Raw genomic sequence first — 16,345 nt, 5'->3', positions numbered from 1 at the left:
GCGGTCTCCTCAGGCTTCTTCGTCGACGTGGTGGCTGGTCAGGGAGCGCCACAACAGGATGGGCAGGATGACCGTGAAGACGATCAACTCCTTGTAGGAACTGGCCCAGAAGGAGGAGAAGCTCTCTACCAGCCCCACCGACACCGATCCCAGCGCCGCCACCGGATAGCTGGCCAGGCCGCCGAAGATGGCGCCCACGAAGCCCTTCAAGGCGATGATGAAACCGGACTCGTAGTTGACGATGGTGAAGGGCGCGATCAGGATGCCGCACAACGCGCCGATGCCGGCGGCCATGGCGAAGGACAGCTTGCCGGCCTGGTTGATGCCCACGCCCACCAGCCTTGCCCCGAGGCGGTTGACGGCGGTGGCGCGTAGCGCCTTGCCGGTCAGGGTGCGTTCGAAGAACACATAGATGGCTGCGATCAGCGCGGCTACCGTCACCAGCACGATCACGCTCTGGCCCGAGACGGGGCTGTCACCCAGGGTGAATTGCAGGTCGGTGAAGGGCTTGGTATTGCTGCCTTCCGGGCCGAACATCAGCAGGCCCAAGCCGACCATGGCCAGGTGCACGCCCAGCGAGACGATCAGCAGCACCAGCACGCTGGAATGCGCCAGCGGCTGGTAGGCCACGCGATAAATCATCGGCCCCATTGGCACCACGATGCCCAGCGCCAGCGCAATCTGCAGCGGCATGGCCAATTCCTGCAGGGCGACGTGGCGTGCCAGTACGTAGAGCGCGAGCGGATAGACCAGCTGCACCAGCACCAGCAGCGGCAGGCGCCTCAAGATGCGTGCGCGCGAATCGGCCAGGCGCAGCGCGGTGCCGCTCTCGACCGCCAGCGTCACCACGCCCAGCGCCACCAGCAGCAGGGCCGTCCCGGGCGCCTGCCCGTTCTGGATGGCCGCCAGGGTCAGGGCGCCAAAGGCAACGAACTCCCCCTGCGGCAGGAAAATGACTCGCGTCACCGAAAACACCAGCACCAGCGCCAGCGACAACAGCGCATAGATCGCGCCGGTCGTGATGCCGTCCTGGACCAGCACCGTCAGAATGCTTGTATCCACCTTATCTCCTCCTGTTGAATCCGGCCGCCACGGTTCTTGCCGTGACTGGCCGGAGATGTCCCGGGTCTTGTTCGACCTTTTTATTGTGTTGGCGCGGTGCTGCCGTCCTGCTGTACTGCGGCCCCCTGTTGAGGAGGCAATGAAGCGGTTCTTGCCAAACTCCTGTCGATTCAGTGCGAGGACCGCGCGCCTTCGATACGCGGCGATGCCGCTACTCAGGACGAACGGTCATCGACTCTCATCAGGAAACATCAGGCGGCCGGCTTCTTGGCCACCAGGGTGAGGATGTCGTAGGAGGCCACCAGCTCGCCGTCCTGGTTGCTGACCTCGACGTCCCAGGCCACCACGCCCTGCCCCTGGCCCTTGGCATCCTTCTTGTTGCGGTCGATCTTGCGCTTGCAGGTCAGGCGCGCGCTGATGGTGTCGCCAATGCCCACCGGCTTGACGAAGCGCAGCGTGTCCAGCCCGTAGTTGGCCAGCACCGGACCGGGCGCGGGCGAAACGAACAGGCCGGCTGCCGCCGAGAGTACGAAGTAGCCGTGCGCGATGCGCTTGCCGAAGGGCGATTCACGCGCCGAGATCTCGTCGAAGTGCATGTAGAAGTGGTCGCCCGAGAGGCAGCCGAAATTGACGATGTCAGCCTCGGTGACGGTGCGGCGATGGGTCGCCAGCGAATCGCCGATCTGCAGATCCTCGAAGTAGTGGCGGAAGGGATGGATGCCCGATTCGCGCACCTGCGCGCCGCGCACATGCTCGCCCACCACGGCGGCCAGCATCGTCGGCGAACCCTGCACGGCAGTGCGTTGCAGGTAGTGCTTAACGGCGCGCGAGCCGCCCAGTTCTTCGCCGCCGCCGGCACGCCCCGGGCCGCCGTGCTTCAACTGCGGCAGCGGTGAGCCGTGACCGGTGGATTCCGGCGCGCATTCGCGGTCGAGCACCAGCAGGCGACCATGCCAGGCCGCCGCCACCGGAATGGCGCGGGCCGCCACGGCCGGCGTGCGCGTGACCAGGCTGGCCACCAGGCTGCCACGTCCGCGTGCGGCCAGGGCCAGGGCTTCGTCCAGGTCGTCATAGGGCATCAGGGTGCTGACGGGGCCGAAGGCTTCCAGCTCGTGCACCGGGCTGCCGGCCGCGGTGTCGCGCGCCAGCAGCAGGGTCGGCGCGAAGAAGGCGCCCTCGCCCACGCCCTCGCCTTGCGGCGCAAAGGCGCCACCGGCACCGAGGATGACATCGGCGCTGCGCTTCAACAGGGCCACGCGTTCCTCGACATCCTTCTGCTGCGCCCTGGACGCCAGCGGCCCCATGCGCACCTGCTCCAGTGCGGGGTCGCCGACGACGATCTTCGACAGCCGCGCAACCAGGCGTTCGGCCACCGCATCCAGATGACGGCGCGGCACCATGGCGCGACGGATGGCGGTGCATTTCTGGCCGGCCTTGGTGGTCATCTCGCGCGCCACTTCCTTGACGAAGAGATCGAACTCCTCGTCATCGGCGGTCACGTCGGGACCGAGGATGGCGCTGTTGAGCGAATCGGCCTCGGCATTGAAGGGAATCGAATTGGCGATCAGGTTGGGATGCGCGCGCAGCTTGGCGGCGGTATCGGCCGAGCCGGTAAAGGTGACCACGTCCTGCGATTGCAGGCGATCGAGCAGATCGCCGGTGGAACCGATCACCAGTTGCAGGCTGCCCTCGGGCAACAGGCCCGATTGCTGGATCAGGCGCACGGCGGCTTCGGCCAGATAGCTGGTGGCAGTGGCAGGCTTGACGATGCAGGGCATGCCGGCCAGGAAGCTGGGGGCGAATTTCTCCAGCATGCCCCAGACCGGGAAGTTGAAGGCGTTGATGTGTACCGCCACGCCGCCGCGTGGCACCAGGATGTGGCTGCCGGCGAAGCGGCCCTGCTTGCCCAGCGGGAAGGCCGGACCTTCGTGGACCAGGTTGGAGGACGGGAATTCATTGGTGCCGATGCTGGCATAGGTGAACAGCGTGCCGCTGCCGCCTTCGATGTCGATCCAGCTGTCGGCGCGGGTGGCGCCGGTGTGGGCGGAGACGGCATAGAGCGTCTCCTTGTGTTCCGTCAGGTACTTGGCCAAGGCCTTGAGGATGCCGGCACGTTGCTGGAAATCCAGCGCCAGCAGACCGGCCAGGCCACGGCCACGCGCATGCGCCAGCGCCTCGCCGAAGTCGATGGATTCACCGTGGGTGCTGGCGACGGCGTGGCCATTGACGGCACTATGCAGTGCCTGGGCCGGGCTTTCGCCGAACCAGCGGCCGGCGATGAAACTCTGTAGCAGGGGAGGACGGGCAGTCATCGGGGACTCCTGTGGAGAACGATTGAAAACGGTGAGGCAGAGAGATCAGCGACCGCGCCAGGCCCGGGCAGCCTGGTCGCGGCAAGCGAGCAATGCAAAGTGAAAAGGCCGGGTCCGGATCAGGGCTGGTATTGCCAGGCGCCGTCGACGATCTTGACCATCACCGAAGCACGCTGGTCCAGGCCCAGGTGGTCGGTGGCCGACATGTTGTAGACGCCGTGCACGCCGGTGACTTCCTTGGTCGATTCCAGCGCATCACGCAGGGCGGCGCGGAATTCCGGGGTTCCCGGCTTGCCACGCTTCAATGCCACGGGAATGGCGGCCTGCAGCAACTGGCCGGCATCCCAGGCATAGCCGCCGAAGAGCGAGACACTGCCCTTGCCATGGGCCGCTTCATACTTGCCCACGTAGTCCAGCGCGACCTTGCGGATAGGGTTGCTGGCCGGCAGTTGTGCCGCCACCAGCACGGGGCCTGCGGGCAACAGGGTGCCATCGAGCATCTTGCCGCCCACGCGCAGGTAGTCGGCATTGGCCACGCCATGGGTCTGGTAGATCTGGCCCTTGAAACCACGCTCCTTGAGGGCGCGCTGCGGCACCACGGCCGGGGTGCCGGAGGCAGCGATGAGGATCGCATCAGGCTTGGCCGCCACCAGCTTCAGGGCTTGCGCCGTGACCGAGGTATCGGTGGGGGCGAAACGCTCGTTGGCGACCAGCTCCAGTTTCTTCAGGCCGGCAGCTTTCTTGAATTCCTCATACCAGCCGTCGCCATAGGCATTGGCGAAGCCGATGAAGGCGATGCGCTGGTGGCCGCGCGCGACCATGTCCTTGGCAATGGCCAGCGACATCATGATGTCGTTCTGCGGGGTCTTGAAGACCCACTTCTTCTTGGCATCCATGGGCTCGACGATGCGCGCGGCAGCGGCCAGCGAAATCATCGGCGTCTGCGACTCGGCGGCCACTTCAATCATCGAGAGCGAGTTGGGGCTAACCGAGGAGCCGACGATGACGTCCACATTGTTTTCGGAGACGAAACGACGCGCGTTCTTGACCGCCTGCGTGGTGTCGGAGGCATCGTCGAGGACGATGTAGTTGATCTTCTGCCCGCCGATGGTGGTGGGCAGCAGGGCCACGGTGTTCTTCTCGGGAATGCCCAGCGAAGCGGCCGGGCCGGTGGTCGATACGGTGACACCGACGTTGATGTCGGCGTGGGCGGTCAGCGCCATGCCGGCCAGCGCCAGCGCGATCAATGAACGAGCGAACTGCATGGAGGTCTCCTAGATGGTGTTGTCATTGTTGGGTGCATCTGCTGCCTGCCTGTCAATGACGCGACCATGGAGCGCTCACGTCATCTTTTCTTCTTCCCGCCGCCGTCCAGGCCCACGGCGCCGATGCCACCAAACAGCAAGTCCGAGACGACCACGGCCATGCGCTCATGGGTCAGCTCGCCATCGGGCTTGAGCCACATGAACATCCAGTTGATCATCCCGAACAGCAGCATGGCCAGCGGCTTGGCCATGCGACTGCGATCGAGCTCCGGGCGTACCGCGCTCATGGCGTCGGCCACTGCCGCTACCACCTTGCGCTCCCCGGCCAGGATGCGCTCCTGGTCTCCCGGCTCCAGGAAGCGCACGTCCTCGGTCAACACCCGGTGCTGGCTCTGCGCATCGCTGTATTCCTCCACGAAGCGCTGCACCAGCAGCCGCAAACGCGGCTCCGGGCTCAGGTCCTGCTGCGCGACTTCATCGACCAGGCCGCACAGGCGGTCGATGTGGTTCTCGCAGATGTGCATCAGCAGCTGATGCTTGTCGGCAAAGTAGTGATACAGCGAGGCCTTGGACAGGCCACATGCCAGCGCCACTTCATTCATCGATGTGCCCACGAAACCATTGCGCGCGAACAAGGCTGCCGCCTGTTCGATGATGGCTTCGCGCTGGTTCTCGTATCCCGCTGCACGCTTGCGTGGCATAAGTGCGTCCTCTTGGTTATTTCCGCAAAGTCATGATTGTGCCGCAAATCAAAACTCTTTCGCTGCATTTGCCTTGACCTGGATCCCGCTGCTGCTGCAATTCGGGATCCGCGTCCTGGCTGGATGCGGCTGGAAATACAGAGGCCCCGCCCAGATGGCCATCGCCATCGATGCTTTGCCGCCACCGGTCAGCAAAAAAACTTCAAAACATTATTGACCAACCGGTCGGTCGAAATTATTATTCCCTAAAAAACAGCGACAGGCAAATGCTTTTTTCGGACCTGAAACGACCGGAAATGAAGCGCAAAGCCGTGCCGCTGCAACGAACCGGTAGCAGCCACAGCGGTGGCTTGCCGACAAAGGAGACGACCTTGCCCTGCTATTCAATCGAAGGCGTGATCCCGGTGGTGGACCCGGACGCCTATGTCCATCCGACGGCGGTACTGATCGGCGACGTCATCGTCGGCCCCGATTGCTATGTCGGCCCGGCGGCTTGCCTGCGCGGCGACTTCGGTCGCATCGTGCTGCAGCGTGGGGCCAACGTGCAGGACACCTGCGTGATCCACGGCTTCCCCGGCCACGATACGGTGGTGGAAGAGAACGGCCACATCGGCCACGGCGCCGTCCTGCACAGCTGCGTGGTCAAGCGCGATGCGCTGGTGGGCATGAATGCGGTGGTGATGGATGAAGCGGTGGTCGGCGAACAGGCCATCGTCGCGGCCAGCGCCTTTGTGCGGGCCGGCATGCAGGTGCCGCCGCGCACGCTGGTGGCGGGCGTTCCCGCCAAGGTGGTGCGTGCCCTGAGCGAGGAAGAGATCAGCTGGAAGCAGGCCGGTACCCGCACCTATCACGACCTGACCAAGCGCTGCCTGCGCAGCATGTGTGAAGCAACACCCCTGAGCAAGATCGAAGAGAACCGTCCCAGGCTGGTCACCCCGCAGGTAGAGCCGCTCATTGCAGCCAAGCGGGCCTAGCCAACCGGACCTCGCAGTTTTCAGTTTTTTGGTTTTACCCACCTGAAGCGGGCCAATGCGGCCAGGACCGTGTACGCCCGTCACTCAGCGTGCCACCCTTTCACGGAGAAGCAGCATGTATGCACAAATGGTAGAAACCGGCCTGTCCAAGGTACGTACCCTGGACGACATGTCGCCGCAAGAACGCGCCTTCCAGGCGCGCATCGATGAGGGCGTCAAGATCGAGCCCAAGGACTGGATGCCCGAGGCCTATCGCAAGACCCTGGTGCGCCAGATCTCGCAGCACGCCCACTCGGAAATCGTCGGCCAGCTGCCCGAGGGCAACTGGGTCACGCGCGCCCCGACGCTGGAGCGCAAGGCCATCTTGCTGGCCAAGATCCAGGACGAGGCCGGCCACGGCCTCTACCTCTACAGTGCCGCCGAGACCCTGGGCGTGTCGCGCGATGCGCTGCTGGACGACCTGCACGCCGGTCGCGCCAAATACTCCAGCATCTTCAACTACCCGGCCATCAGCTGGGCCGACATGGGCGCCATCGGCTGGCTGGTGGATGGCTCGGCCATCATCAACCAGATCCCGCTGTGCCGCTGCTCCTTCGGCCCCTATTCGCGCGCCATGGTGCGTGTGTGCAAGGAGGAATCCTTCCACGCCCGCCAGGGCTACGACATCATGCTGGCGCTGTGCCGCGGCACGCCCGAGCAGAAGCAGATGGCGCAGGATGCGCTGAACCGCTGGTGGTGGCCGGCGCTGATGATGTTCGGCCCCTCCGATACCGAGTCGGTCAACAGCGCGCAATCGATGCAATGGCGCATCAAGCTGTTCTCCAACGATGAACTGCGCCAGCGCATGGTCGACCAGACCGTCCCGCAGATCGAATACCTGGGCCTGACCGTGCCGGACCCCGACCTGAAGTGGAATGAGGAACGCGGCCGCTACGACTTTGGCCAGGTCAACTGGGATGAATTCCATGAGGTCGTGCGCGGCAATGGTCCCTGCAACCGCGAACGCATCGCCACCCGCAAGAAAGCCTACGACGACGGCCAGTGGTTCCGCGAAGGCCTGGTGGCGCATGCCGACAAGCAAGAGGCCCGCAAGGCTGCCTGATCCCTGATCCCTGATTTACCGTCCAGTCAAGCAAGCACTCCGTCAACAACATGCCAGTGGCCGCGCCTAGGCCGGCCCGCCAACAAGGAAAACATCATGAGCAAGGAATGGCCCCTCTGGGAAGTCTTCATCCGCAGCCAGCACGGCCTGGCCCATAAACACGTCGGCAGCCTGCACGCCCCCGATGGCGAGATGGCCGTCAACAATGCGCGCGACGTCTATACCCGCCGCAACGAAGGCGTAGGCATCTGGGTGGTACGCGCGGCCGACATCGTCTCCTCCAGCCCGGGCGACAAGGCGCCGCTGTTCGAGCCCTCCAACAGCAAGGTCTATCGCCACCCGACCTTCTTCCCCATGCCGGCGGAACTGAAGAACCTCTGAGGCCGGAGAACGACATGACACAGAAAACCGACTACGTGCGACGCCTGGGTGACAACGCCCTGGTGCTCTCGCAACGCCTCTCCGAATGGTGCGGCAAGGGTCCCGCGCTGGAAGAAGACATGGCCCTGATCAATGTCTCGCTGGACCTGATCGGCCAGGCCCGCATGTGGCTCACCTATGCCGCTGAACTGGAGGGCCAGGGCCGCAGCGAAGACCAGCTGGCCTTCCTGCGCGATGCCCACCAGTTCCACAACCTGCTGCTGGTGGAGCTGCCCAACGGCAGCTACGCCGACACGCTGGCGCGCCAGTTCCTCTTCGATGTGTGGCATTACTTCGTCCTCGAAGGACTGTGCGAGTCCAGCGATGCGCGCATCGCCGAGATCGCCCAGAAGAGCTTGAAGGAAGTCACCTACCACGTGCGCCGCAGCACCGACCTGATCATCCGCCTGGGTGACGGCAACGAGGAAAGCCACCGCCGCATGCAGGACGCCATCGATGCGCTGTGGATGTACACCGGCGAACTGTTCAGCGCCGATGCACTGGATGAGGCCATGGTGCAGCAGGGCCTGGCGCGTCCGCTGCACGAGGTGCAACAGAAGTGGCAGCAGCACGTCACCGATGTACTGCTGCAGGCCACCCTGCAGATCCCGGCCGCCGGCCTGTGGATGCAGAGCGGTGGCAAGGCCGGTCGCCACACCGAACACCTCGGCTACCTGCTGGCGGAGATGCAGTTCCTGCAACGCACCTATCCGGGAGCCAGCTGGTGAGCGATCCCCTCCTCGTTGCGCAGGCCGGCCCGGACGCGCTCGCCACCATCAAGGCCAGCGTCTGGGAATGGCTGGAAGCGGTCCCCGATCCCGAGATCCCGGTGATCTCGGTGGTGGACCTGGGCATCGTGCGCGACGTCGAAATCACCCGCGCCGCCGATGCCGATGCCGATGCCAACGCCAACAACGCGCTCTGCTGCACCGTGGTCATCACGCCCACCTATTCCGGTTGCCCGGCCATGCGCCTGATCGCCGACGAGATCACCACTGCCCTGCAGGAAAAGGGCTTGCCGCAGGTGACCATCCGCACGCAGCTGGCACCGGCCTGGAACACCGACTGGATGAGCGAGAAAGGCCGCCGCAACCTCAAGCAGTACGGCATCGCGCCACCGGCCCAGCAGGTCATCGACATCCGTGGCATCAGCCCGCGCCAGCATGCGGCACCGCAAGTGCAATGCCCGCATTGCGGCTCGATGCAGACGGTCTGCGTGAGCCAGTTCGGTTCTACCTCGTGCAAGTCGCTCTATCAGTGCAAGGACTGCCGCGAGCCGTTCGATTACTTCAAGGCCCACTGAGCCGGCCCACTACGGATATGCCGGCCCGGTCCACCAGAACAGAAGGCACAACATCATGAGTAAATTCTATCCACTGACCATCTCGAACGTGAAGCAGGAAACCCGCGACACCATCGTGGTCTCCTTCGCCGTGCCAGGCGAGTTGCAGGATACCTTTGCCTACCAGCAGGGCCAGCACCTGACGCTGCGCTCGGAGATCGGTGGCGAAGACCTGCGCCGCTCCTATTCGATCTGCTCGGCCGTGCAGGAGCGGCAATTGCGGGTGGCCATCAAGCGCAATCCGGGCGGCCTGTTTTCCAACTGGGCCAACGAGACCTTCAAGGCCGGCCAGAGCATCCAGGTGATGCCGCCCATGGGCAACTTCAATGTCCCCCTGGATGCCGCCAACCGCAAGCACTACCTGGCCTTTGCCGCCGGCAGCGGCATCACGCCGATGATGTCGATCATCAAGACCACGCTGCTGACCGAGCCGCATAGCCACTTCACGCTGGTCTATGCCAACCGCGCCTCGTCCTCGGTGATCTTCAAGGAAGAACTGAGCGACCTCAAGGACGCCTACCTGGAACGCCTCAACGTGGTCTATGTGATGAGCCGCGAGCAGCAGGACGTGGAGCTGTTCAATGGCCGCATCGACCGCGCCAAGTGCGATGCCTTCCTGGCCTCCTGGATCAATCTCAAGGATATCGATGCCGCCTTCCTGTGCGGCCCCGAGGAAATGGTGCAGGCGGTATCGGCCTCGCTGCAGGCCCATGGCATGGCCAAGTCCAGCATCAAGACCGAACTGTTCGCCGCCACCCTGCCGCAGCACAAGAGCAATACGGCGCGCCCGGTGGTGGGCAACAAGGAGTGTGAAGTGACCGTCATCGTCGATGGCTATCACAACGTCTTCACCATGGACAAGGAAAAGGAATCGGTGCTGGAGGCAGGCCTGAAGCATGGCATCGACCTGCGCTACTCCTGCAAGGGCGGCGTATGCGCCACCTGCCGCTGCAAGGTGGTCGAAGGCAAGGTCGACATGGATGCCAACTACGCCCTGGAAGACTATGAAATCGCGCGCGGCTTCGTCCTGAGCTGCCAGTCCTTCCCGGTGAGCGACAAGGTCTTGCTGGACTTCGACCAGGACAACTGAGCCACCGGCATCAAGGGAGAACGCATGAGCACCGCATTTTTCGAACGGCACCGCGACACGCTGGAGCAGGCCGTACAGGCCCTGGAACAGCGCGGCTACTGGAGCCCCCATAGCGAATCGCCCAGCCCGCGCATCTATGGCGAGGGCGCTGCCGAGGCCGGCCGCCTGGCCTACGAGGCAAGGCTGGAACACCCCTTCGTGTTCACGCCGGAGCAGGCCGGTGGCGACCAGCGGGTCGGGGCGGAGGTCTCGCCCTATGGCTTCGCCCTGGGCATCCGCTATCCGCGCCCCGATCTCGATCGCCTGCTGCCGGCGATGCAGCTGGCCGCGGCCGGCTGGCGCCATGCCGGCCCGCAGGTCTGGACCGGCGTGGCGCTGGAGATCGTCGCGCGCCTCAACGCGCGCAGCTTCGAGATCGCCCATGCGGTCCAGCACACCACCGGCCAGGCCTTCATGATGGCCTTCCAGGCCGGTGGCCCGCATGCGCAGGACCGCGCGCTGGAAGCCATCGCCTGCGCCTGGCAGCAGTTGCGCGCCATCCCCGCCACGGCCCAATGGGAAAAGCCGCAAGGCAAGCATGCGCCGCTGGTGATGAACAAGTCCTGGCGCATCGTGCCGCGCGGCATCGGCCTGGTGATCGGCTGCTGCACCTTCCCGACCTGGAACAGCTACCCCGGCCTGTTCGCCAACCTGGCCACCGGCAATGCGGTCATCGTCAAGCCGCATCCGGGTGCCATCCTGCCGCTGGCCATCACGGTGGAGGTGGCGCGCCAGGTCATCGCCGAGGCCGGCTTCAACCCGGACATCGTCACGCTGGCCGCGCATGATGCCGCCGATAGCGAGATGGCCCGCACCCTGGCCCTGCGCCCGGAGATCGGCCTGATCGACTTCACCGGCAGCAGCGCCAACGGCAACTGGCTGGAAAGCCAGGCCCGGCAGGCGGAGGTCTATACCGAGAAGTCCGGCATCAACCAGATCATCATCGACAGCACCGACAACCTGGCCGGGATGGCGCACAACATTGCCTTTTCGCTAGCGCTGTACTCGGGCCAGATGTGTACCACGCCACAGAACATCTACATCCCCAAGGAAGGCATCGCCACACCGGAGGGGCGGGTCGGTTTCGAGGACGTGGCGCAGGCCATCGTGCGCGCCCTGTCCAGGTTGACGGTGGACGCGGCCAAGGCGGTCGAATTCCTGGGCGCGATCCAGAACGAGGCCGTCCTGCAGCGCATCGATACGGCCCGCCAGGCCGGCCAGGTGCTGCTGGAGAGCACCACCCTGGTTCATCCGCAATTCCCGCATGCACGCATCCGCACGCCCCTGGTGGTGCAGGCGCGACGCAACGAGGCCATCACCCAGGAATACTTCGGCCCGGTCAGCTTCATCATCCCGGTCGACGACACCGCCACCGCGATTGCGCTGGCCCAGCGCACCGCCAGCGAACACGGTGCACTGACCCTGTCGGGCTACAGCACCGATGCCGCCGTCAAGCAGGTGATGCAAGACGCAGCGGCCGATGCCGGCGTGGCGCTGTCGCTCAATCTCACCGGTGGCGTCTTCGTGAACCAGTCGGCTGCCTTCAGTGACTTCCACGGCACCGGCGCCAACCCGGCCGCCAATTGCGCGCTGGCCGATGCGGCCTTCGTGGCCAAGCGTTTCCGCGTAGTGCAAACCCGCGAACCGGTCCCCAATCCCGCCTAGGCTGCCTCCATGACTTCCTCCACTGCCATGCACTACGAATCCATCCTCTTCGAAAACCGCGACGGCATCGCCGTCATCACCCTCAATCGCCCGGACAAGCTCAACAGCTTCACCGTCGCCATGCACCTGGAACTGCGCGACGCCATCGCCCGCCTGCAGGCCGATGCCTCGGTGCGCGTGCTGCTGCTGACCGGCGCCGGCCGGGGCTTCTGCGCCGGCCAGGACCTGGGCGACCGCGCCGTCAAGCCGGGCGACTCCGCCGTCGACCTGGGCGAATCCATCGAGAAATACTACGGCCCGCTGGTGAAGTCGCTACGCGCCCTGCCCTTCCCGGTGATCTGCGCCGTCAATGGCGTGGCCGCCGGCGCCGGCGCCAATATCCCGCTGGCCTGCGACATCGTGCTGGCGGCACGCTCGGCCAATTTCGTCGAAGTGTTCTGCAAGCTGGGGCTGATCCCCGATACCGGCGGCACCTACTTCCTGCCGCGTCTGGTGGGCACGGCACGCGCCATGGGCATGGCGCTGCTGGGTGACAAGATCAGCGCCGAGCAGGCCGAGCAGTGGGGCCTGATCTGGAAATGCATCGACGACGACCAGTTGATGGAGCAGGCCCGCGCCATGGCACTGCACTTCTCCAAGGCACCGACCAAGGGCCTGGCCGCCACCAAGGCCACGCTCTACCAGAGCCCGGCCAACACGCTGGAACAACAACTGGACCTGGAACGCGACCGCATGCGCGCCCTGGGCCACAGCCGCGACTACCGCGAAGGCGTGGCTGCCTTCCTGGAAAAGCGCGCACCGCAATTCACGGGGCAATGACATGAGCGCGCATTCCGCCACACACGCCCTGCCGCCATCGGTCACGGTGGCCGTCATCGGCAGCGGTACCATGGGGGCCGGCATTGCCCAGGTGGCCGCCGCCGCCGGCCATGTCGTCTACCTGTTCGACACCCGCCCGGGCGCGGCCGAGAAAGCCATCGCGCAGATCCGCGCCATGTACGACAAGCTGGTCATCCGGGAAAAGATGAGCGGCGAATCCGCCCATGCCGCCAGCATGCGCCTGCGCGCCGCCAACGTGCTGGAAGACCTGGCCGGTGCCGGCCTGGTGGTGGAAGCCATCGTCGAGCAGCTGGACGTAAAGCAGGAACTGTTCGGCCGGCTGGAGGAGATCGTTGCCGACGACTGCATCCTGGCCAGCAATACCTCCTCGCTCTCCATCACCAGCATCGCCGCCCGGCTGCATCGGCCGCAGCGCCTGGTGGGCATGCACTTCTTCAATCCGGTGCCGATGATGGCACTGGTGGAAGTCATCCATGGCCTGGCCAGCGATGCGCTGGTGGCGCAACGCGTGTACGACACCGCCCGGCTCTGGGGCAAGTCGCCCGTGTTTGCCAAGTCCACACCGGGCTTCATCGTCAATCGCGTGGCCCGTCCCTACTACGCCGAAGGCCTGCGCCTGCTGCACGAGCAGGCCGCGCAAGCGCATACCATCGATGCCCTGCTGCGCGAGTGCGGAGGGTTTCGCATGGGGCCGTTCGAACTGATGGACCTGATCGGCCACGACGTCAATTTCGCCGTGACGCAATCGGTGTTCCGTGCCTATTTCAACGATCCCCGCTTCACGCCCTCGCTGATCCAGCAGGAGCTGGTCAACGCCGGTTACCTGGGACGCAAGAGCGGACGCGGTTTCTACACTTATGGCGCGGACGGCAAGCAGTCCGCTCCCGCGCCGGCGACCGAAGAACCCTGCCCCCTGCCTGCCCCGACGGTGCAACTCTATGGCAACCATCCGCTGGTCCAGGTGCTGCGTGAACGCCTCAAGGGTCATGTCGAATTGCACCCGGCCCACGCCAGCGACATGCTGATGAAGGCGGGTTCGGGTCGCCTCTTCATCACGGATGGCCGCAGCGCCACCCAGCGCGCCTACGACTTCAACTGCCCCGACACCGTGGTGGTCGACCTGGCGCTGGACTATGAGAAGGCCACCCGTCTGGCCGTGGCGGCAGCCGACCAATGCCAGCCGGCCGCCCTGTCGTCGATCACGGCCGTGCTCCAGGCCTGCGGCTTTGCCGTCACGCGCCTGGCCGATGTGCCGGGCCTGGCTGTCATGCGCACCGTCTGCATGCTGGCCAATGAAGCTGCGGACGCCGTCAACCAGGGAGTCTGCAGCATCGCCGATGCCGACATGGCGATGAAAAAGGGCGTCAACTATCCACGCGGTCCGCTGGCCTGGGCCGATGCCATCGGCATTCGCACCGTGGGCGAAGTATTGCGCAACCTGTCGCAAACCTATGGCGAGGACCGCTACCGGGTCTCGCCGCTGATCCAACGTCTGCAAGCTTCCGGAAGGACTTTCCATGAGTGATACAACGCAAGCGTCCCCACCCACCCCGGAACAGGCGCAAGCCCTGGCCGAGGCCACCGTGCAAGCCATGTACCCGCGCGACAACGCCTCGCAGGCGCTGGGACTGAAGATCCTCGACGTCGGCCCCGGCCATGCCCGCATGAGCATGCTGGTGCGCGGTGACATGCTCAACGGCCATGCCACCTGCCATGGCGGCTTCATCTTCTGCCTGGCCGACAGCACCTTTGCGTTCGCCTGCAACAGCCGTAACCTCAATACCGTGGCATCGGGTTGCAGCATCGAATACGTGGCGCCGGCCTTTCGCAACGATGTCCTGACCGCTCACGCGCAGGAACGCATGCTGGCCGGGCGCACCGGCGTCTACGACATCACGGTGAGCAACCAGGATGGCAAGCTGATCGCCCTGTTCCGCGGGAAATCCTACCGCATCAAGGGCGAGGTCATTGCCGGACTGCAAGCGGCGCTGTGATAGCGATACGTACAAAAACAAGACACAATTCAACAGAGACTGGAGAACGACATGACCACCCGCATTCCCCAACCCGGTGACCTGGAAGCGATCGAGACCGCCAGCCGCGACGAGCTGCAGGCACTGCAGCTGCAACGCCTGAAGTGGAGCCTGAAACACGCCTACGAGAACGTGGCCCACTACCGCAATGCCTTCGATGCCGCCGGCGTGCATCCGGACGACCTCAAGAGCCTGTCCGACCTCGGCAAGTTCCCCTTCACCACCAAGAAGGACCTGCGCGACCACTACCCCTTCGGCATGTTCGCCGTACCGCGCGAACAGGTCGCGCGCGTGCATGCATCCAGCGGCACCACCGGCAAGCCCACCGTAGTCGGCTACACCAAGAACGATATCGATACCTGGGCCACCGTGGTGGCGCGTTCTATCCGTGCCGCCGGTGGCCGCGCCGGTGACATCCTGCAGGTCTCGTATGGCTATGGCCTCTTCACCGGCGGCCTGGGCGCCCACTATGGCGCCGAGAAGCTGGGTTGCACCGTCATCCCCATGTCGGGCGGACAGACCGAGAAGCAGGTGCAACTGATCCAGGACTTCAAGCCCAGCATCATCATGGTCACGCCCTCCTACATGCTCAACGTGATCGAGGAATTCCAGCGCCAGGGCCTGGACCCGGCGGCCAGCTCGCTGAAGGTCGGCATCTTCGGCGCCGAACCCTGGACCGATGCCATGCGCCGCGAGATCCAGGAACGCGCCGGCATCGACGCCGTCGATATCTATGGCCTGTCGGAAGTGATGGGACCGGGCGTGGCCTGCGAGTGCATCGAGAGCAAGGATGGCCCGGTGATCTGGGAAGACCACTTCTATCCCGAGATCATCGATCCCGAGACCGGCGAAGTGCTGCCCGATGGCGAGGAAGGCGAACTGGTCTTTACCTCGCTGTCCAAGGAAGCGCTGCCGATGATCCGCTATCGCACGCGTGACCTCACGCGCCTGTTGCCACCGACCTCGCGCTCGATGCGCCGCATCGGCAAGATCACCGGCCGCTCCGACGACATGCTCATCATCCGTGGCGTGAACGTGTTCCCGACCCAGATCGAGGAACTGATTCTGAAGCTGCCGCAACTGGCGCCGCAATACCAGCTGCAGATCGAGCGCCATGGCCACATGGATAGCATGTGCGTCTTCGCCGAGCTGCGCGAGGATGCCTCGGCCGAGCACGTGGAGGCGCTGGAGCGCGAGCTGCAGCACAGCATCAAGACCTATGTGGGTATCTCCACCAAGGTCACGGTAGTCCCGGCGGGCATGATCGAACGCTCCTCGGTGGGCAAGGCCAAGCGCGTGATCGACAACCGCAGGAAGGCCGATGCGGCCGTGGGGGGGGGGGGGGGGGGCCCGCCCGGGCCCCCCCCCCCCCCCCCCCCCCCCCGCCCCCCCCGGCCCCGGCGCCGGGGCGGCCGCCCCCCCCCCCCCCCCCGCCCCCACCCCCAACCCCACAACAACCCACCACCCAAAAACAACAACCACGCCCAAACGCACACCACC

14 protein-coding genes and 1 pseudogene are annotated in these 16,345 nt (G+C 65.1%); 11 read left to right on the top strand and 4 right to left on the bottom strand.

Annotated features, from left to right (window positions below):
- Window positions 1-9: 9 nt before the first annotated feature.
- From ACIPHN_RS14490 to ACIPHN_RS14475, 4 genes are all read right to left on the bottom strand, one after another.
- Window positions 10-1,062 (bottom strand): branched-chain amino acid ABC transporter permease, encoded by a 1,053-nt coding sequence (locus ACIPHN_RS14490; protein WP_400437241.1) that lies wholly within the window; start codon window positions 1,060-1,062, stop codon window positions 10-12.
- Window positions 1,063-1,313: 251 nt separating this feature from the next.
- A complete protein-coding gene (gene paaZ / locus ACIPHN_RS14485; RefSeq protein ID WP_400437239.1) occupies window positions 1,314-3,374 on the bottom strand; it encodes a phenylacetic acid degradation bifunctional protein PaaZ in 2,061 nt (686 codons plus the stop codon).
- Window positions 3,375-3,493: 119 nt separating this feature from the next.
- Entirely contained in the window at window positions 3,494-4,639 is a 1,146-nt protein-coding gene (locus ACIPHN_RS14480; RefSeq protein WP_400437237.1) for an ABC transporter substrate-binding protein, read from the bottom strand.
- Between the two features lie 80 nt (window positions 4,640-4,719).
- Window positions 4,720-5,340: a TetR/AcrR family transcriptional regulator gene (locus ACIPHN_RS14475; RefSeq protein WP_400437235.1), complete on the bottom strand. Its 621-nt coding sequence runs from the start codon at window positions 5,338-5,340 to the stop codon at window positions 4,720-4,722.
- A gap of 371 nt (window positions 5,341-5,711) precedes the next feature.
- Between ACIPHN_RS14475 and paaY the strand changes: the two genes are divergently transcribed.
- The 11 genes and pseudogenes from paaY to paaK all read left to right on the top strand — a co-directional run.
- Entirely contained in the window at window positions 5,712-6,314 is a 603-nt protein-coding gene (gene paaY / locus ACIPHN_RS14470) for a phenylacetic acid degradation protein PaaY (protein WP_400437234.1), read from the top strand.
- Window positions 6,315-6,429: 115 nt separating this feature from the next.
- Window positions 6,430-7,416 (top strand): 1,2-phenylacetyl-CoA epoxidase subunit PaaA, encoded by a 987-nt coding sequence (gene paaA / locus ACIPHN_RS14465; protein ID WP_400437232.1) that lies wholly within the window; start codon window positions 6,430-6,432, stop codon window positions 7,414-7,416.
- Window positions 7,417-7,512: 96 nt separating this feature from the next.
- Window positions 7,513-7,797: a 1,2-phenylacetyl-CoA epoxidase subunit PaaB gene (gene paaB / locus ACIPHN_RS14460; RefSeq protein ID WP_400437230.1), complete on the top strand. Its 285-nt coding sequence runs from the start codon at window positions 7,513-7,515 to the stop codon at window positions 7,795-7,797.
- Between the two features lie 14 nt (window positions 7,798-7,811).
- The gene (paaC, locus tag ACIPHN_RS14455; protein ID WP_400437228.1) at window positions 7,812-8,564 is read left to right on the top strand and encodes a 1,2-phenylacetyl-CoA epoxidase subunit PaaC; all 753 of its coding nucleotides are present in this window, start codon (window positions 7,812-7,814) and stop codon (window positions 8,562-8,564) included.
- Entirely contained in the window at window positions 8,561-9,139 is a 579-nt protein-coding gene (gene paaD / locus ACIPHN_RS14450; protein ID WP_400437226.1) for a 1,2-phenylacetyl-CoA epoxidase subunit PaaD, read from the top strand. The genes paaC and paaD overlap by 4 nt, the downstream gene beginning before the upstream one ends.
- 55 nt (window positions 9,140-9,194) lie before the next feature.
- Window positions 9,195-10,268 (top strand): 1,2-phenylacetyl-CoA epoxidase subunit PaaE, encoded by a 1,074-nt coding sequence (gene paaE / locus ACIPHN_RS14445; RefSeq protein ID WP_400437225.1) that lies wholly within the window; start codon window positions 9,195-9,197, stop codon window positions 10,266-10,268.
- A gap of 24 nt (window positions 10,269-10,292) precedes the next feature.
- Window positions 10,293-11,972 carry a phenylacetic acid degradation protein PaaN gene (gene paaN / locus ACIPHN_RS14440; protein WP_400437224.1) on the top strand — a complete coding sequence of 560 codons (1,680 nt, stop codon included), beginning with the start codon at window positions 10,293-10,295 and terminating at the stop codon, window positions 11,970-11,972.
- A gap of 27 nt (window positions 11,973-11,999) precedes the next feature.
- Window positions 12,000-12,791, top strand: a complete 792-nt coding sequence (paaG, locus tag ACIPHN_RS14435; protein WP_400437560.1) for a 2-(1,2-epoxy-1,2-dihydrophenyl)acetyl-CoA isomerase PaaG — start codon at window positions 12,000-12,002, stop codon at window positions 12,789-12,791.
- A gap of 1 nt (window position 12,792) precedes the next feature.
- Complete coding sequence (locus ACIPHN_RS14430; RefSeq protein ID WP_400437223.1) at window positions 12,793-14,337, top strand: 3-hydroxyacyl-CoA dehydrogenase; 1,545 nt, start codon at window positions 12,793-12,795, stop codon at window positions 14,335-14,337.
- Entirely contained in the window at window positions 14,330-14,806 is a 477-nt protein-coding gene (gene paaI / locus ACIPHN_RS14425) for a hydroxyphenylacetyl-CoA thioesterase PaaI (protein WP_400437221.1), read from the top strand. Before ACIPHN_RS14430 ends, paaI begins: the two co-directional genes overlap by 8 nt.
- A 51-nt stretch (window positions 14,807-14,857) precedes the next feature.
- A pseudogene (paaK, locus tag ACIPHN_RS14420) lies at window positions 14,858-16,162 on the top strand (phenylacetate--CoA ligase PaaK); the annotation flags it as partial.
- Window positions 16,163-16,345: the final 183 nt, after the last annotated feature.

Origin of the sequence: Herbaspirillum sp. NPDC087042 (genome assembly GCF_044745245.1) — a bacterium.
Lineage (GTDB): Bacteria > Pseudomonadota > Gammaproteobacteria > Burkholderiales > Burkholderiaceae_D > Herbaspirillum.
This window is presented reverse-complemented; position numbering and strand designations above follow the sequence as displayed.